Here is a 14,936-nt window from a genome sequence, read left to right on the forward strand (position 1 = left end):
GACTTTTCCTACCAGTCGAACTCGGGTCCGCTGACCTGTCCGCCGGGCAGGATCGCCCGGTTCGTGTAGACCCATTTCTGCAGCACGAAGTACCGGTGGCCGCGCGGCGGCGTGGCGTCGAACGGCCCGCAGTCGTGGTTCGGGGCGAAGTCGGTGAACATCAGTTCCGTGCACGTGTGGGGGCCGTCCACGACCGCCCCGGAGTCGGCGTCCATCAGCGAGATCGAGATGTCGGCCTGGATGGCCGGCAGTGCCTGTGCATGCCCGACCATCCGGACCGCGACCCCGCTGGTCTGATGGCACGGCTGCGCCAGGAGCGGATGGCCGATGTCCCACGTGTACTGGTCGGCGCACTGCCAGGCGCTCCACACGATGGCCTCGACCGGACCCGCTGAACGCGTCGGCGCACCCGCACCGAGTCTCGCGCCGCCGGGTGTACGACTACCGCCCGCCGACGGCAACCCGCTCGGCTGTGGCTTCGCCGCCTGACCGTCCGCGCTCGGCGGCGGCGCGTCCGGCCGCTGGACCGCGGTCTCGGCGCTCGGCCGGTGCACGATCCGCCAGGCGGGCACGGCGACAACGGTGACCGCCGCCAGCACGACCGCCAGAACTGTCATACGTGAGCGCGAAGATGTCGGCGGCCGGGGCTTCGGCAGCGGCGGCTCGAAGGAGGGCAGCTCATGGATCACGGGTTGGGGCGGCAGTGGCTGGTCGTCGGCGGTGCGCTTGGCCACGACACGCAGCGTGTGCGCCAGTTCCTTCGCCGATGGGCGGCGGCCTGGGCGCTTGTCCATGCAGGCCTCCACGACCCGCCAGACCGCCTCCGGCATGCCCTCCACGCGCTGCGGCGACTCGTCGACGTGCCGGCGCAGGATCGCCCAGGCAGGACCGCCGGCGTAGGGCGGCCGTCCTGTGACGAGCTCGAAGAGCACCACGCCGAGGGCGTAGACGTCCGCGGACGGGGCCGGCCGCCCGCCGTAGACGGCCTCGGGCGCGATGTAGTTCGCGGTGCCGACGAGCGCGCCCGGCGTGGTCATGCTCGGCGTGTCGAGCACCCGCGCGATGCCGAAGTCGGTGAGCCGCGTGTGCAGCCGGCCGTCGTCGCGGTCGAGCAGGATGTTGTCGGGCTTCAGGTCGCGGTGCACGATGCCGCGCCGGTGCGCGGCCGACAGCGCGTCGGCGACCTGGGCGAGCAGTGTCGCGGCCGCGGCGGGCGCCAGGGTGCCCTGCTCGTGCAGGTGGTCGCGGAGGCTGCCGCCCTCGACGAGGTCCATGACGAGGCCGAGCGACGTGCCGACGGTGACCAGGTCACGGACCCGCACGATGTGCGGGTGGCGCAGCATGAGCAGGATCGCGCGCTCCTGGACGAAGCGGCTGACCGCCTTCGGCTCGGCCATGAGGTCTTCGCGCAGCAGCTTGACGGCGACCTCGCCGTCGCCCTGCAGTGCCCGGGCACGCCACACGGTGCCCGTGCCACCGCCGCCGATCGGCTCGATCAGCTGGTAGGCGTCACCGATGCGGTAACCGGTGAGGTCCTCGCTGAGCGACCGGAGGTGGTCGTCGGTGTCGTCGCGTGCTTCGGGGGGAGTACGCATCGGGGTATTCGTACAGAATGCAAGATGAAGGTCACAACCGTTACCAGGCATTACTCCCCGCAAGGGGGACTCTTTGGGCGTCGGAGACCTTTACAGCTGCCGATACATGATATGGAAGTCGACCAAACCGTGCTTCGTGCTGCGGAAACCGTCGGGGATCGTGCCGACGATGATGAAGCCGAGCGAGCGCCAGAGCCTCACGGCGACGGTGTTGGTCGAGACCACCGCGTTGAACTGCATCGCGGTGAAGCCGCGCTCGCGGGCCCGCTCGAGGCAGTGCTCGCCGAGCGCGCGGCCGAGGCCGCGGCCCCGCGCACGGGTCGACACCATGAAGCTGGCGTTCGCCACGTGGTCGCCGAGGCGGCCCTTGTTGGGGCCGACCTTGTAGGTGCCGAGCACCTCGCCGTCCTCGACCGCCACCCAGATCTCGAAGGGCGGCGGGAGCAGCCAGTGCGACCGGGCGTCCTGCTCGGTGGACGCCGGGTCGTTGTCGTAGCTCTCACCTGCCGCGACGACCTCGTGCCACACGTCCCAGACGCCGTGCCCGCCGCCGTGTTCGCCGTGCCCGCTGCCGTGTTCGCCGTGCCCGCTGCCGTGTTCGCCGGGCTCACCGCGGTGCTCGCCGCCGCCGTGCCAGTCGGTGTCGACAAAGCGCCTGATCTCCACGCTGTTCATTCAACACGTCAGGTGGCAGGCTCTGCATTCGTGTTCGATGAGTTGAGCGACGCATTCAGCCGGCTGCCCGCACCTCCGCGTGAGGTCGTCATCGCCACCGCCGTGGTGGCGCTGCTCGCGGTCCTGTTGCGACCAGCGTGGCGGGTCATGCGCAACTTCGTGACCATCGCACACGAGGGCGGCCACGCCCTGGCGGCGGTGCTGAGCGGCCGGCGCCTCTCCGGGATCCGGCTGCACTCCGACACCTCGGGCCTGACCCTGTCGAAGGGCCGGCCCAAGGGGCTGGGCATGGTGGTGACCGGCCTCGCGGGCTACATCACGCCGTCGCTGCTGGGGCTCGGCGCGGCCGCGATCCTCGGCGCGGGCCGCATCACGGTCCTGCTCTGGCTCCTGCTGCTCCTGCTCGCCGCCATGCTCATCATGATCCGCAACGTCTACGGTGTGGTCTCCGTCGTCGTCGCCGGCGCGATCATCTTCGGTGTCTCATGGTTCGGGTCACCGCAGGTGCAGGGCGCGTTCGCGTATGCCTTCTCGTGGTTCATGCTGCTCGGCGGGGTCAGGGCCGTGTTCGAGCTGCAGCAGTCCCGCTTCCGCCGCCAGGCACCCAACTCCGACGCCGACCAGATCGGACGCCTGACCCGGGTGCCCGCGATCATCTTCGTCGCGTTCTTCGTCATCGTCTCGCTGGCGTCGCTGGCGTTCGGCACCCGGCTCATGCTCGGACCGGTGTCAGACCTGATCTCCGGCTGAGCCCTGCCTCACATCGCTTATGCCGCTTGGCGGAGTCGGGGCGCTCGCGCCAAGCGCGGCTGTGTTCGAGCCGCGGCAGTCCCGACGCCGATCAGATCGGACGCCTGACCCGCGTGCCGACGGCCGTCCTTGCCGCGATCTTCGTCGCCGCGTCACTGGCGTCAGTGGCGTTCGGCACCCGGCTCATGCTCGGACCGGTGTCAGACCTGATCTGCGGCCGAGCCCCCGCCTCTCGGCGCTCATCTGCTCGGCGGGTTCAGGGCTGTGGTTGAGCTGCAGCGGTCCGGGTTCCACCATCGGATCGAGTGACTGACCCGCCCGCTGACGTTCGGCGGACGGGGTCACGCTGGGACGGGTGTCAGACCTGGTCTGCGGCTGAGCACCGCCTCGCCGACCCGGTGCGCCTCCTCGAGGTGTGGCCAGCCGGAGAGGATGAACTCGTCGACGCCCTCGTACTCGGCCAGGCGCTGCCGGATCTCCTCGGGGCTGCCCACCAGTGCCGTGCCGGCGCCCTCGCGGACCAGGCCGACGCCGGCCCACAGGTTGGGTGCGATGACGAGGCCGTCGGTCGTGCCGGCGTTGAGGGCCGTCATCCGGGCCTGGCCGACGGAGTCCATCCGGGCGAACCGGGCCTGCGCCGCCTCGATCCGCGCCGGGTCCATGCCACGCAGCAGCCGGTCGGCCTCGGCCCACGCCTGGTCGGCGTCGTCGCGGACGATGACGTGCACCCGGAGCCCGAAGCGCAGCGTCCGGCCGTGCGCGGCTGCCTTGGCTCGCATCCGAGCGACCCGCTCCGCGATCGCGGCCGGCGGCTCTCCCCACATCAGGTAGACGTCGGCATGCTGGGCGGCCACGTCCTCCGCCGCCGGTGAGGCGCCACCGAAGTAGATTGGAGGGACGTCGGCGAGTGGGGTACCGAGGCCGCCGCACTCGACGTGGTAGTAGTCGCCGTGGAAGTCGAACCGCTCACCCTTCCAGGTGTTGCGCAGCACCTGGAGATACTCGGCGGTGCGTGCGTAGCGGCCGTCGTGCTCGACGAAGTCGCCGTATGCCCGCTGCTCCTGCTGGTCACCGCCGGTCACGACGTTGAGGGCGAGCCGGCCGCCGGAGATCCATTGGAAGGCCTCAGCCTGCTGTGCGAGGAGGGTCGGCAGTGTGAACCCGGCCCGGAACGCGACCAGCATCCGCAGCGTCGTGGTGTGCTGCGCGATCGCCGTGCACATGACGAGCGGGTCCAGGCAGCCGGCGCCGACGGGCGTCAGCACCGAGGCGAACCCCGCCTCCTCCGCCGCGTGTGCCACCTCCGACAGGTACGCGACGGTGGGTGTCCGGACGTGTGCGGCGGCACCCGCGGCGACGGTCGCCGCGCCGACCTGATCGCCGTCGCCGGTCGTCGGCAGGAACCAGTGGAACGTCGTCATGCCGCCACCTTACCTACTTAAACGGTGTGTTTCACAGGTTGTTCGCCGAGACTGGGAAATGTAGCGCCGATCGATTAGAATGTGTGTACGAAAGTCGCTCTTGAGCTGGGGTTCTTGAGTCGCTTTCGTTGGCTGGGAGGAGAGCGCAAGTGACCGTGTCCACCGTCACCCCGGGGTCCGTTCCGTATGCGACCCTGTTGAGTTTCACGCGCTATGTCGGCCGCACCGGCCCGCGCAAGGCGAGCTTCGTGGGCGGCCTGCGCCGTCAGCGGGAGTCGGGCTCCGGCTTCAACCCGCACGGCCAGCTCGTCAAGGCACTGAAGGCGGACATCCGGTTCCGGACCGGCGGCACCTACCTCAACGCGGTCGTCGATCAGGTCAACTCGCGGTGGCGCCCGCTGTATGAGTCCGTCGTCCCCGGCGCGCTGCGCTACATCGAGTCACTCGGCGACCTGTCGCAGGTGGAGATCACCCCGACCCGCGACGCCCTCGGCATGCTGGGCAACCTGCCGGTGAAGATCAACCCACACTTCGGCCTGCGGTATGCGGACGGTCACGGCGAGGCCGTCCGGCTGCACTTCGACGAGGACCCGCCGCAGGACGAGGCAGCGGTTGCGACCCTGCACCTGATGACCCGCCACATGGACCTCGTCCTGCCCAACGCCACCCCCGTCCTCGTCGACCTGCGCCGCGGCGACGTCCTGCGCCCGGACCCGGCCCTCAAGCAGGGCGAGGTCGAGCGCTGGCTCGCCGGCGAGGCGGCCGCCTTCGCCGCGATGTGGGGCACCACCGCCTGACCGATCCGCTCCGATCCGCTCTGCTTGACGCGGCGGGCGAGGCACGCCACCCCTCTCGGGTGTGCCTCGCCCGCCGCCACGTCGCGTTCGCCGCTCTGGCGGTGTGCCGTGCGATGCCGCCGCAGCGACCGGTTGGGCCGTCACGCCCGTGGTCGCCGGACCACGCCTGGCCCGTAGGCCGCGCCTGCCGCCGGCATGACGAGTGCACCCCATCCGCTACCGCGACCAGCGCACCGGTCCGCTGCGGTCGGCGCGCCCAGCACGGCGCCTGCCGCCACCGTGACCAGCGCACCGTCCGCCGCGTTTCGGCTCGCCCGGCACGCCACCTGTCGTCACGGCGATCAGCGCCCGTCCGCCACCGTGACCAGCGCACCGTCCGCCGCGTTTCGGCTCGCCCGGCACGCCACCTGTCGTCACGGCGATCAGCGCCCGTCCGCCACCGTGACCAGCGCACCGTCCGCCGCGTTTCGGCTCGCCCGGCACGCCACCTGTCGTCACGGCGATCAGCGCCCCGTCCGCCACCGTGACCAGCGCACCGTCCGCCGCGTTTCGGCTCGCCCGGCATGGCGCGCCTTGCTTGCCGCCACCATGACTCGCCCGTCGCAGTCCGCTGCCGCGACCAGCCCGACCAGCCCGACCGGCCCACCCGCTCGCAACGTCTTGGCATCACCGCGATCAGCCAGCTGCTGCAGCCGGCCGCTCGCTCGCATGCCGCACCTTGCCAGACCACCAACAGCCCGCCGCGCGTCGTCCGGCGCCACCACCCGGCCCACCCGCGCACCACGCCGTGCCGCCGTCACCGCGACCCGCTCCGGCCGCCGCATCCGCACGCCGCGCCTCACCACCACCGCGACCGGCCGCTGCCGCGGTCGGCTCGCCCCGCATGCCGTGGCCTGCCGACATCGCGCCCAGGCCGGCGCGCCTTGGCCTTTCCTCGACTGTTCGATCGCGGGCCGACTGGCGGTGGGCGTCCATGATTCGGATGCTCTGGATGGGCCATCGTCGCGGTTCGCGTGCGGGTTGGCATGCCCGTAATAGAAAATCCAGCGCGGCTGCGGCCTTCGTGGTTCCGCGCAGCCTCCGGCGGCGCGACCGGGTAGCGCGGTCACCGTCCGTGCCGTACCCGGGGTGATGCCACGCCAGGTCCGAACTCACATGATCCAGCGCCGTCGAGGGCATCATTCGGTGCTACAACACCGTCGCTGGTTCAACCATGACGAATCGCCATATCGCAGCGCCCGTTTCGTCCGGATTCAGCCTCGCCATCGTGATTGAGGTCGCAGGTCCTCGGCGTCGGGAAGGCATCAGGAGTGAACGTCCGCGCGGGTGGAGATCGACGTGGCGGTCAGGGATGGTTCGGGGGTGCAGAGCGGGGCGATCTCGGCGGCCGGCAGGGGGCGGGCGAAGTGGAAGCCCTGGGCCAGGTGGTAGCCGAGCTCCAGCAACCGCGCCGCCTGCGCCGCGGTTTCGACGCCCTCGGCCACCGCTTCCAGGCGCAGCGCCTGGGCGATCTCGCTGATCGAGGTGGCGATCGCCTCCTGTTCGACGGTGCCGGTGACGCCGTCGACGAAGGACTTGTCGACCTTGAGGACGTCGACGGGGCAGGTGCGGAGGAGGCCGAGGGAGGAGTGGCCGGTGCCGAAGTCGTCGAGGGCGATCTTCACCCCGAGGGCGTGCAGGTCGCGGACGGTGTCCAGGGCGCGGCCGCCGCCGAAGACGGCGGTCTCGGTGATCTCGATGGTGAGGCGGGCGGGGTCGAGGCCGGTGTCGGCGAGGGTGGTGACGACGGTGGTGACGAAGGCGGGTTCGAGGAGTTGGCGGGCGGAGGCGTTGACGCTGATCTTCCAGGGGGCGTGGTCGCCGAGGTCGAGGGCCCAGCGGGCGCCCTGCGTGCAGGCCTGGCGAAGGACCCAGGCGCCGATGGCGACGATGAGGCCGGTGCGTTCGGCGACGGGGATGAAGGTGACGGGTGAGACGAGGCCGCGGGTCGGGTGGCGCCAGCGGACGAGGGCCTCGACGCCGCGGACGTCGCCGTCGGGGAGGCCGACGATGGGCTGGTAGAGGACGAACAGTTCGTCGCGGTCGAGGGCCTGGCTGAGCTCGGCGGCGATCTGGGCGTGCTCGACCGCGTGGGCGTCCAGTTCCGGGCCGTACTCGACCCAGCGGCTCTTGCCGAGCTCCTTCGCGGCGTACATGGCCATGTCGGCGCGGCGCAGCAGGTCGCTGGCGTCGCAGTCGACGGTGTGCCGGGCGACGCCGATGCTTGCCTGGATGAGCAGTTCGTAGCCGGCGGCGCGCACCGGGGCGGCCAGCGCGTCGATGAACGTCTCGGCGATGCGGGCGCTGTCGGCTGCGGTGGCGTCGGGCAGGAGGACGGCGAACTCGTCGCCGCCGAGGCGGGCGACGGTGTCGCCGGGGCGGACGCTGGCGCGCAGGCGTTCGCTGACCTCGACGAGGAGGGCGTCGCCGACGGCGTGGCCGAGGCGGTCGTTGATGGCCTTGAAGTCGTCGAGGTCGACGAGTGCGAGCGCCAACCCGGAAGAGCCCGGAGAACCCGAAGAACCCGAAGAACCCGAAGAACCCGAAGAGCCGGAAGAGCCGGAAGAGCCGGAAGAGCCGGAAGAACCCGAGGAGAAGGACTGCGCGACCCGGACCGCGCTGGTGGTGGCGGCGTTGAACAGGGCCCTGTTGGCCAGGCCGGTGAGCGCGTCGTGGGAGGCCTGGTAGCTGAGCTGGTCCTGGTAGCGGCGGGACTCGGTGATGTCGCGGGCGTTGCTGACGATGCCCCGGACGCTGGGGTCGTGCATGAGGTTGCTGCTGACCACCTCGAACCAGCGCCAGTCGCCGTCGGCGTGGCGCAGCCGCAGTTGCAGGGTGGCGGTGCCGGAGGGGGGGTCAGCCGGCGGGACTCGATCAGGTCGTCGGGGTGGATGCGGTCGCTGACGGTGGCGCCCGGGATCTCCTCGGCGGTCACGCCCCGGAAGCGCAGCAGGCTCGGGCTGGCGTACGTGACCCGCCCCGCGGCGTCGGTGATGGCGAAGATGTCGGCGGAGTTCTGCACGAGGGAGCGGAAGCGGCGTTCGTGCCTGCGCAGCTCCAGCATGCTGGCGTCGACGCGGGCGAGCAGGGCGGTGTTCTCGTAGAAGGAGACCAGCTGGCGGGCGACGACGAGGAGGGTGAGCAGCACGGAGCCGGCGACGAGGACGCGGGTGTGGCGCTGGTCGGGGCCGATGCCGGCCAGGACGAAGCCGTCGGCGACGATGACCGCCAGGTACGGCAGGAGGCTGAACGGCCGCGCCGGCGCGCGGGGAGCCGCCGGGGAAGGCACGGCGTGGCGCTGCACGAGCGCGGCCAGGGTGATGCCGGCGGCGCAGACCGGGATCGACAGGTGGCAGTCGTTGAGGTAGGGCCTGGACGCCAGCAGCGGCGCGACGGCGCCGAGGCCCGCGCCGGTGAGGACGGTGCCGCCGAGGACCCACAGGGCGGTGCGGTCCAGGCCGCCGGTGCCGGCGAGGGCGACCTTCGCGACGGCGAGCAGGCCGGCGAAGAGCAGCACCACGATGCCGAAGACGGTCCAGGCCGTGCCGGTGACCCTGGTCAGCTCCAGCGAGCCCTGTGCGGCGAAGAACCAGGCCATGAGGCCCGCCGCGCAGACCACGACGGCCAGGTCGAGGCCGAAGGTGATCATGCGACGGCGGATCGGCAGGCGCAGCAGGGCCCAGACGAGGACCAGGACGGCACCGAGGTACAGCGTCATCGTGAGGCCGCCGGAGCGCTGCGTCGGCGCGTCGGGGCCGGTGAGGCTGTCCACGGCGCTGCTGAGGACGCCGGCGAGCAGTATGAGCATGATGACGCCGAGGTGGCGCCAGAAGCGGCCGGCGGGGCCGGCGAGGCGGGCGGTGCGGAAGCACACGGCGGCGGCCAGGCCGGCGCTGAGCGGCACGGGGAGCCAGCCGATCGCGGGGTGGACGATCACGTGCGGCCACTGCGCGGCGAGCCAGCTGGTGCTCAGCAGCGCAAGGGCCACGGCGCCGCGCAGCGCCGGGTGCGACCGCACCGCCCGCACATCGACCGACATCGACAGAGCCCTCCACCCGCTCGGACGTGCTGGACATTCGGCCGGCCGTCGGCAGATCTGAGAGATTCCAGACGAATGTGCGAATTGCGCGATCCTCAGATACCGCAAAGCGACTTGATCAATCGGTAGCCGCACGGTCACACATCGACGGTTCCCAGTGCTAGGTTGACCGCAGCGTGCTTCCTCATCCTTGCGCTGCGTAGCGGCCTCGCCGACGAGAAGGGAACTCGATGACCGAGGGCCGGCACCACAGACGTCGCGACGACGACCACACGGAGGACGGGATCTATTTCCCGCCGCCGCGTGAGGTGCCACGCTCCCGGACAGCACCGCAGGTCAGGCCGGTTGACGCCTCCCCCTGGGCACCGACCGCGCCGGACCGACCGGCACCGCAGATCCCACCGGCCCCTCCACCGGCGGCATCACCGCCCGCACGCGAGCCACCACCCCGGCAGCAGGGCGGCGACGCACATCCCCCGGAGGCACCGGTCTACTACGCGCGCGCGTCCGACTGGACCGTCCGCCCCTCCCCCTGGGCGACGGTCGAGGACGACGGGCTCGCCGGTGAGGACACGTATGCACCGGCGGAGGTCGAGCCCCCACCTCCGCCGGTGCGAAAACCCAGAAAAACCTCAAAAGCGAAAAAAGCGGCCACGGTACCGGTGGAGCTCCCGCCCGCCGAGCAGCCGCCACTGCGGCTGCCGGTCCCGGATGACCGGCAGCCGCACCTACCGGCGCGCGAACCGGCACCGCGGCAACCCGTGCCGCAACAGCCGGCGCAGCGGCCGCCACGACGGGTGCCGGCCATCGAGCCGCCCCAGGTGAGCAGCGCGACCGCCTGGTGGATCGCGGCCGGCGTGATCGTGGTCGCCCTTGCGGTGGCCGCCGGCATCCTCGTCGGACTCAGCCTCGCCCGGCGGTGACCCCGGCGTACTGGCCGAGATCTTCCTGGCCGCGCACACCCCCCGGCTGAAGTCCCCAGGCTGAAATCACGGGGCTGAAGTCACTAGGTGCATTCGCCGCGAATCGGGTAGAGACGCCGCGTTGCCATCTGGACGCGATTTGGGGGAAGAGTCCATGAGTGGACCGATCGTGGGCAAGCGTCGCCTTCGAGCCGAGTTGCGACGGCTCCGGCGGGAACGTGAACTGACCCAGGACCTGGTGGCCGCCGAAATGGAGTGGTCACTGTCGAAGCTGATCCGGATCGAGAACGGCACCGTCGCCATCTCGGTCAGCGACCTGCGCAGCCTCCTGGCCTACTACCGGCTGCACGACACCCAGCTGGTCGACGACCTGCTGGAGCTGGCCAGGGCGGCGAAACGGCGGATGTGGTGGGACGAGTACCGTGCCGCGCTGCCCGGCTCCCTGCTCACCTACGTGGGGTTCGAGGCGGAGGCGGTGTTCGTCGGCACCTTCGAGCCGATGCAGTTCCCCGAGCTCATGCAGACCCGGCGGTACGCGACCGCGACGACCGCCGAGCAGAAGGCCGGCGATCACGAGCAGCGCGTCGAGTTCCGGCTGCGGCGGCAGAGCGAGCTGTTCGAGCGGGAGTCGCCGTCACGGTTCCAGGCGCTGATCGACGAGTCGGTGCTGCGCCGGCTGCCGCTGCACGACGACGAGGCCGTCCTCGTCGATCAGATCGAGCACGCGGTCGAGTTCGCGCAGCGCCCGTACACCGACGTCCGCGTCGTGCCGTTCAACGCCGGTCATCACATCGGGTGGGACGGCGCGTTCACGGTGCTGGAGTTCGGGGCTGACGACGGGATCCTGCACAAGGGCGGTCAGCTGCTCGAGGAGCCGGAACTGATCGCCTCGCACACCGAGGGGCTGCGCGGGCTGGCCGCGATGGCCCTGCCGCATGAGGCCTCGATCGACCTCATGCGGCAGGTGGCCGCCGAGCTGAAACGCGGGTGAGGTCAGCCGGCCGGCGGGTGGAACAGCACCCCGTTGCCGCTGACCAGCACCGGCTGGTTGTTGGCGTACTGGTAGGCGACGGTCCCGGCGGCGTTCTCGATCCCGACGGTGGCGTTGCTGCCCTGCTCGAACGCGTTGTCGAGGTCCTTGTACGCGAACGCGATGTCGCCGTTCTCGTAGAAGACCGCCTCGAAGGTGAGGCGCCGCGACGTGTTGCCGTAGATGAACACGTTGCGCCACTCGATGACGTAGGCCCGGTTCGGCGCCGCACCGGTGGTCGCGGTGCGGACGCTGGACTGGCCGTCCACGACCAGGTCCGACCAGAACGGGTAGACCGTCGCGTTGGGCACGAGCGTGGTCGGCAGCGTCGTGTGGTCGGCGTTGGCCGCGCCGGGGTTGACGAAGCTCGCCTTGCCGTTGGTGTCGACCCAGACGGAGTTGTACGCGGTGCCGTACAGCTTCACCGGGAACGGCGTGGTGAGCTGCACGATGCTGTCGTCCCCGGTGAGGGTCAGCGGCGTGTCGCCGTCGATGAACGTGCGGGGGCCGTCTGCGCAGGTGTAGCCGAACGCGTCGGCGCCCTGCGTCAGTGCCAGGTTGACGGTGGTCGTCCCGGCCACCACGTTGACCGGGGCGGAGGCCCCGCCGCCGCCGCACTGCCCGCCCGAGCCGACCGCGGCGGTCACCGTGTACGCACCGGCGGGCACGCCGGTGAACGTGTAGGTGCCGTTGGCGGCGGTCGTCTTCGTCGTCCCGCCCGGGGTGAGCGTCACCGTGGCGCCGGCGACCGGCGTGCCGGTGCCCTGGTTGGTCACGGTGCCGGTGACGTTGCCGGTCACCGGCGGCGGGTCGGCGCCGCCACCCGGCGACTTGAACAGCACGCCCATGCCGTTCTGCAGCGCCGAGGTGTTGTTGGAGAACTGGATGCCGACGGTGCCGCTGGCGTTCTCGATGCCGACGGTGGAGGACGCGCCGGCCTCGGCGGTGTTGTCGATGCCGGAGTAGTTGGTGACGACGTCGCCATTCTCGTACAGGATCGCCTCGGCGTTGATCCGCCGGGACGTGAACCCGTACTGGTAGGCGTTGCGCCACTCGACCACGAACTGCCGGTTGGGCGCGGAGCCGGTCACCGCGGTCCGCACGCTGGCCGAGCCGTCGACGACGAGGTCGGTCCAGTACGCGTACACCGACGCGTTCGGCGTGGCCGCCGACGGGATCGCGCCGTGCGTGGTGTCTGAGGTGCCCTGGCTGGCGAAGCTCAGCCGGCCGTTGGTGTCGATCCACGCCGAGTTGTACGTGGTGCCGTAGAACTTGAACCCGAACGGCAGCGACACCTGGCTGAGGTTGTCGTCGCCGGTGAGCGGCAGCACGGTGCCGTCGGCCGGCACGAACGCCCGTGGCGAGGCCGAGCAGATGTAGCCGTAGGTGTCCTGGCAGGAGGACACGTAGCCGGCGGTGTAGGTGGTGTCGGTCGCCGGCGCGGTGATGACGTGGGTCTGCGCCCCGCCGTCGGACCATGTGTTGAAGGCGTGCGGCACGTTGTTGTACAGCTGCGGCGTCGGCGCGCTGACCGTGTTCGTCGAGCCCTGGATGACGGTGCGGGTGAACGGCGCCGCCTGGCTCGTCGGGCCGACCGTCAGGTTCAGCCCGGCGGGGTTGCTGACGAACGTCAGGTCGACCGTCTTGGGCTGCACGTTGACGGTGGTGGTGCTGGTCAGCCCGCCCGAGTCCGTCGCCTTGAGCCGGAACTCCAGGTATGACGGGTACTCGTGGTCGGGTGCGGTGAGCGTGCCGCCGGCGACGCCGTTGAGCGTCTGCATCGGGTGCTCGTGGCACACGCCCGGCGAGGAGCAGTGGTGCAGCACGATCGTCCAGCTGAGCCCGGACGCGGGGATGGTGCCCTGCTGCGGGTCGCCGGCGTGGCCGGTGAAGCTGATCGTGTTGCCGACCGCCCAGGTGAAGCTGGCCGCGGGCGTGTCGATGACCGCGGTCGGCGCGTCGTTGCCGGCCGTGATCGTCACCGTCTTGTCGTTGGTGACGCCGAGCGTGTCGGTGACCCGCAGCTTGGCCGTGTACGTCCCGGGCGCGGTGTACGTGTAACTGGCGGTGACGCTGGCCGCGGCGTTGGGCGTGTCGAAGGTGCCGTCGTTGGTGAAGTCCCACTGGTAGGTGAGCACGCCCTGGTCGGCGGGGTCGGCGTCGGAGGACGTCGATCCGTCGAAGGTCACCGCGAGCGGCGTGCCGCCGGAGGTGCGGTTGGTGGTGATCGACGCGACCGGCGGCTGGTTGCCGGCGTAGTAGCGGATCCGGCGCACGGTGCCGCCGAGGTCCACGTAGTACAGCTCGTTGCCGGGGCCGATCTCCAGGTCGACCGGGTTGGCGGCGCCCGCGGCGAACGTGATGATGTTCGACGTGGACGGCAGGCCACCGGCGCCGGCGGGCATCATGGCCCAGATGCAGTCGCGGCTGTAGTCGGAGAAGAACAGCGCGCCCTGGTAGGCGGCCGGGTAGGGGCCGCTGCCGGGGTAGAACGCGACGCCGGAGGACGAGGAGCCGCCGCTGGGGCAGCTCTCGCCGGCCACGACCTTCGCGTTGTGGTTCCAGGAGAAGTACGGCTGGACGTTCGGCACCGACGGGGTGGCGCCGTACATCGGCTCGCACAGGTTGAGGTTGGCGCCGTCGTAGCCGCTCTGGGCGCTCGGGCCCTCGATGCACGGCCAGCCGTAGTTGCCGATGGTGCTGGCGACCGGGTTCTGCACCCGGTTGATCTCCTCGTACGTGTTCCAGCCGACCTCGCCGCTCCACACCTCGCTGGTGCCGGGCTTGATGGTGAACCGGAACGGGTTGCGCATGCCGTAGGCCACGATCCGGCGGGCATTGGTGTCCGCCGAGGCGAAGTTGGGGTTGGTCGGCAGCGCGGCGCCGGTCGCCGGGTCGATCCGGATGACGGTCCCGTTGAGGCCGGTCGGGTCCGCGGTGGTGCGGATGTCCTGGGCACGCAGGGCGCCGCCCTCGGCGGTGGGCGGGGTGAGTGCGGTGCCGGCGGCGGACGGCGGGTCGCCGCACCGGTTGGAGAACTGACCGTAGTCGGTCGCGCTGAAGCTGGCGCCGTCACCGGAGGAGGCGTAGAGCGCGCCGTCGGCACCGAAGTGCAGATCGCCGATCGAGTGGCTGGGGTACTGCTGGCACCAGTCGGTGATCAGTACCTGCTCGGCACCGGTCATCTGGTTGCCGTTGGCCTGCAGCCGCGAGAGCCGGCCGGTGACGACGCAGGTGCCGTTGTTGGCGTCCGGGCAGGCGTCGTTCCACTTCGGCGCGGTACCGCCGGGCAGCGCGTCGTAGGTGTACAGGACGTAGACCCACGGGTTGGTCGGGAAGCCCGGCGCCAGTGCGAGGCCGAGCAGGCCCCGGTCCCACTGGTCGTGGACGTTGGTGCGCAGGTCGGCGAAGACGTCCGGGGTGGTGTCCGCAAGGCTGTCGAAGACCTTGATGATCCCGCTCTTCTCGGCGACGAAGACGCGGCCGTCAGGCGAGAACTCGATGTTGGTCGGGTTGGTGAGCCCGCCGTACACGACCTGCTCCTGGAATCCGGCGGGCATTGTCGCCGCGGCGGCCTCGGTCGCGCTGGCCAACGGGACGAACACGCTCGCCGTGAGCACGGCGGCGAGGAAGGCGCGCACGGTACGTCGACGTATCGACATGAACC

The 14,936-nt window shown here is 71.0% G+C and carries 9 protein-coding genes and 1 pseudogene; 4 read left to right on the top strand and 6 right to left on the bottom strand.

Annotation, left to right across the window (positions count from 1 at the left end; all coding sequences use genetic code 11):
• Positions 1 to 8: 8 nt before the first annotated feature.
• Positions 9 to 1,595, bottom strand: coding sequence for a serine/threonine-protein kinase (locus OHA72_RS01925; protein ID WP_327006147.1), 1,587 nt, complete (start codon positions 1,593 to 1,595; stop codon positions 9 to 11).
• A gap of 90 nt (positions 1,596 to 1,685) precedes the next feature.
• Positions 1,686 to 2,261: a GNAT family N-acetyltransferase gene (locus OHA72_RS01930; RefSeq protein ID WP_327006148.1), complete on the bottom strand. Its 576-nt coding sequence runs from the start codon at positions 2,259 to 2,261 to the stop codon at positions 1,686 to 1,688.
• Positions 2,262 to 2,300: 39 nt separating this feature from the next.
• Here OHA72_RS01930 and OHA72_RS01935 point away from each other — a divergent pair, with 39 nt between their 5' ends.
• Positions 2,301 to 3,020, top strand: coding sequence for a M50 family metallopeptidase (locus OHA72_RS01935; protein ID WP_327006149.1), 720 nt, complete (start codon positions 2,301 to 2,303; stop codon positions 3,018 to 3,020).
• A 341-nt stretch (positions 3,021 to 3,361) separates the two neighbouring features.
• Here OHA72_RS01935 and OHA72_RS01940 read toward each other — a convergent pair whose 3' ends face one another.
• The gene (locus OHA72_RS01940) at positions 3,362 to 4,441 is read right to left on the bottom strand and encodes an LLM class flavin-dependent oxidoreductase (protein WP_327006150.1); all 1,080 of its coding nucleotides are present in this window, start codon (positions 4,439 to 4,441) and stop codon (positions 3,362 to 3,364) included.
• 149 nt (positions 4,442 to 4,590) lie between these two features.
• Here OHA72_RS01940 and OHA72_RS01945 point away from each other — a divergent pair, with 149 nt between their 5' ends.
• On the top strand, positions 4,591 to 5,238 hold the full coding sequence (locus OHA72_RS01945) for a hypothetical protein (RefSeq protein WP_327006151.1): 648 nt from the start codon (positions 4,591 to 4,593) through the stop codon (positions 5,236 to 5,238).
• Between the two features lie 1,304 nt (positions 5,239 to 6,542).
• Here OHA72_RS01945 and OHA72_RS01950 read toward each other — a convergent pair.
• Positions 6,543 to 8,045 carry a putative bifunctional diguanylate cyclase/phosphodiesterase gene (locus OHA72_RS01950; protein ID WP_327006152.1) on the bottom strand — a complete coding sequence of 501 codons (1,503 nt, stop codon included), beginning with the start codon at positions 8,043 to 8,045 and terminating at the stop codon, positions 6,543 to 6,545.
• Between the two features lie 158 nt (positions 8,046 to 8,203).
• Positions 8,204 to 9,316: pseudogene (locus OHA72_RS64510) on the bottom strand (hypothetical protein); the annotation flags it as partial.
• 662 nt (positions 9,317 to 9,978) lie between these two features.
• Here OHA72_RS64510 and OHA72_RS01960 point away from each other — a divergent pair.
• Positions 9,979 to 10,239 (top strand): hypothetical protein, encoded by a 261-nt coding sequence (locus tag OHA72_RS01960; RefSeq protein WP_327006154.1) that lies wholly within the window; start codon positions 9,979 to 9,981, stop codon positions 10,237 to 10,239.
• A 154-nt stretch (positions 10,240 to 10,393) separates the two neighbouring features.
• Positions 10,394 to 11,230 carry a DUF5753 domain-containing protein gene (locus OHA72_RS01965; protein ID WP_327006155.1) on the top strand — a complete coding sequence of 279 codons (837 nt, stop codon included), beginning with the start codon at positions 10,394 to 10,396 and terminating at the stop codon, positions 11,228 to 11,230.
• A 2-nt stretch (positions 11,231 to 11,232) separates the two neighbouring features.
• Here OHA72_RS01965 and OHA72_RS01970 read toward each other — a convergent pair whose 3' ends face one another.
• Entirely contained in the window at positions 11,233 to 14,931 is a 3,699-nt protein-coding gene (locus tag OHA72_RS01970; protein ID WP_327006156.1) for an NIDO-like domain-containing protein, read from the bottom strand.
• Between the last annotated feature and the right edge of the window lie 5 nt (positions 14,932 to 14,936).

The sequence above is a fragment of the Dactylosporangium sp. NBC_01737 genome, from assembly GCF_035963215.1.
Taxonomy (GTDB): domain Bacteria; phylum Actinomycetota; class Actinomycetes; order Mycobacteriales; family Micromonosporaceae; genus Dactylosporangium.

Bases quoted from the DNA above. Each gene is read 5' to 3' on its own strand.
- OHA72_RS01925 (WP_327006147.1), bottom strand. From the start codon at position 1,595: ATGCGTACTCCCCCCGAAGCACGCGACGACACCGACGACCACCTCCGG.
- OHA72_RS01940 (WP_327006150.1), bottom strand. From the start codon at position 4,441: ATGACGACGTTCCACTGGTTCCTGCCGACGACCGGCGACGGCGATCAG.
- OHA72_RS01950 (WP_327006152.1), bottom strand. From the start codon at position 8,045: ATGCACGACCCCAGCGTCCGGGGCATCGTCAGCAACGCCCGCGACATC.
- OHA72_RS01965 (WP_327006155.1), top strand. From the start codon at position 10,394: ATGAGTGGACCGATCGTGGGCAAGCGTCGCCTTCGAGCCGAGTTGCGA.
- OHA72_RS01970 (WP_327006156.1), bottom strand. From the start codon at position 14,931: ATGTCGATACGTCGACGTACCGTGCGCGCCTTCCTCGCCGCCGTGCTC.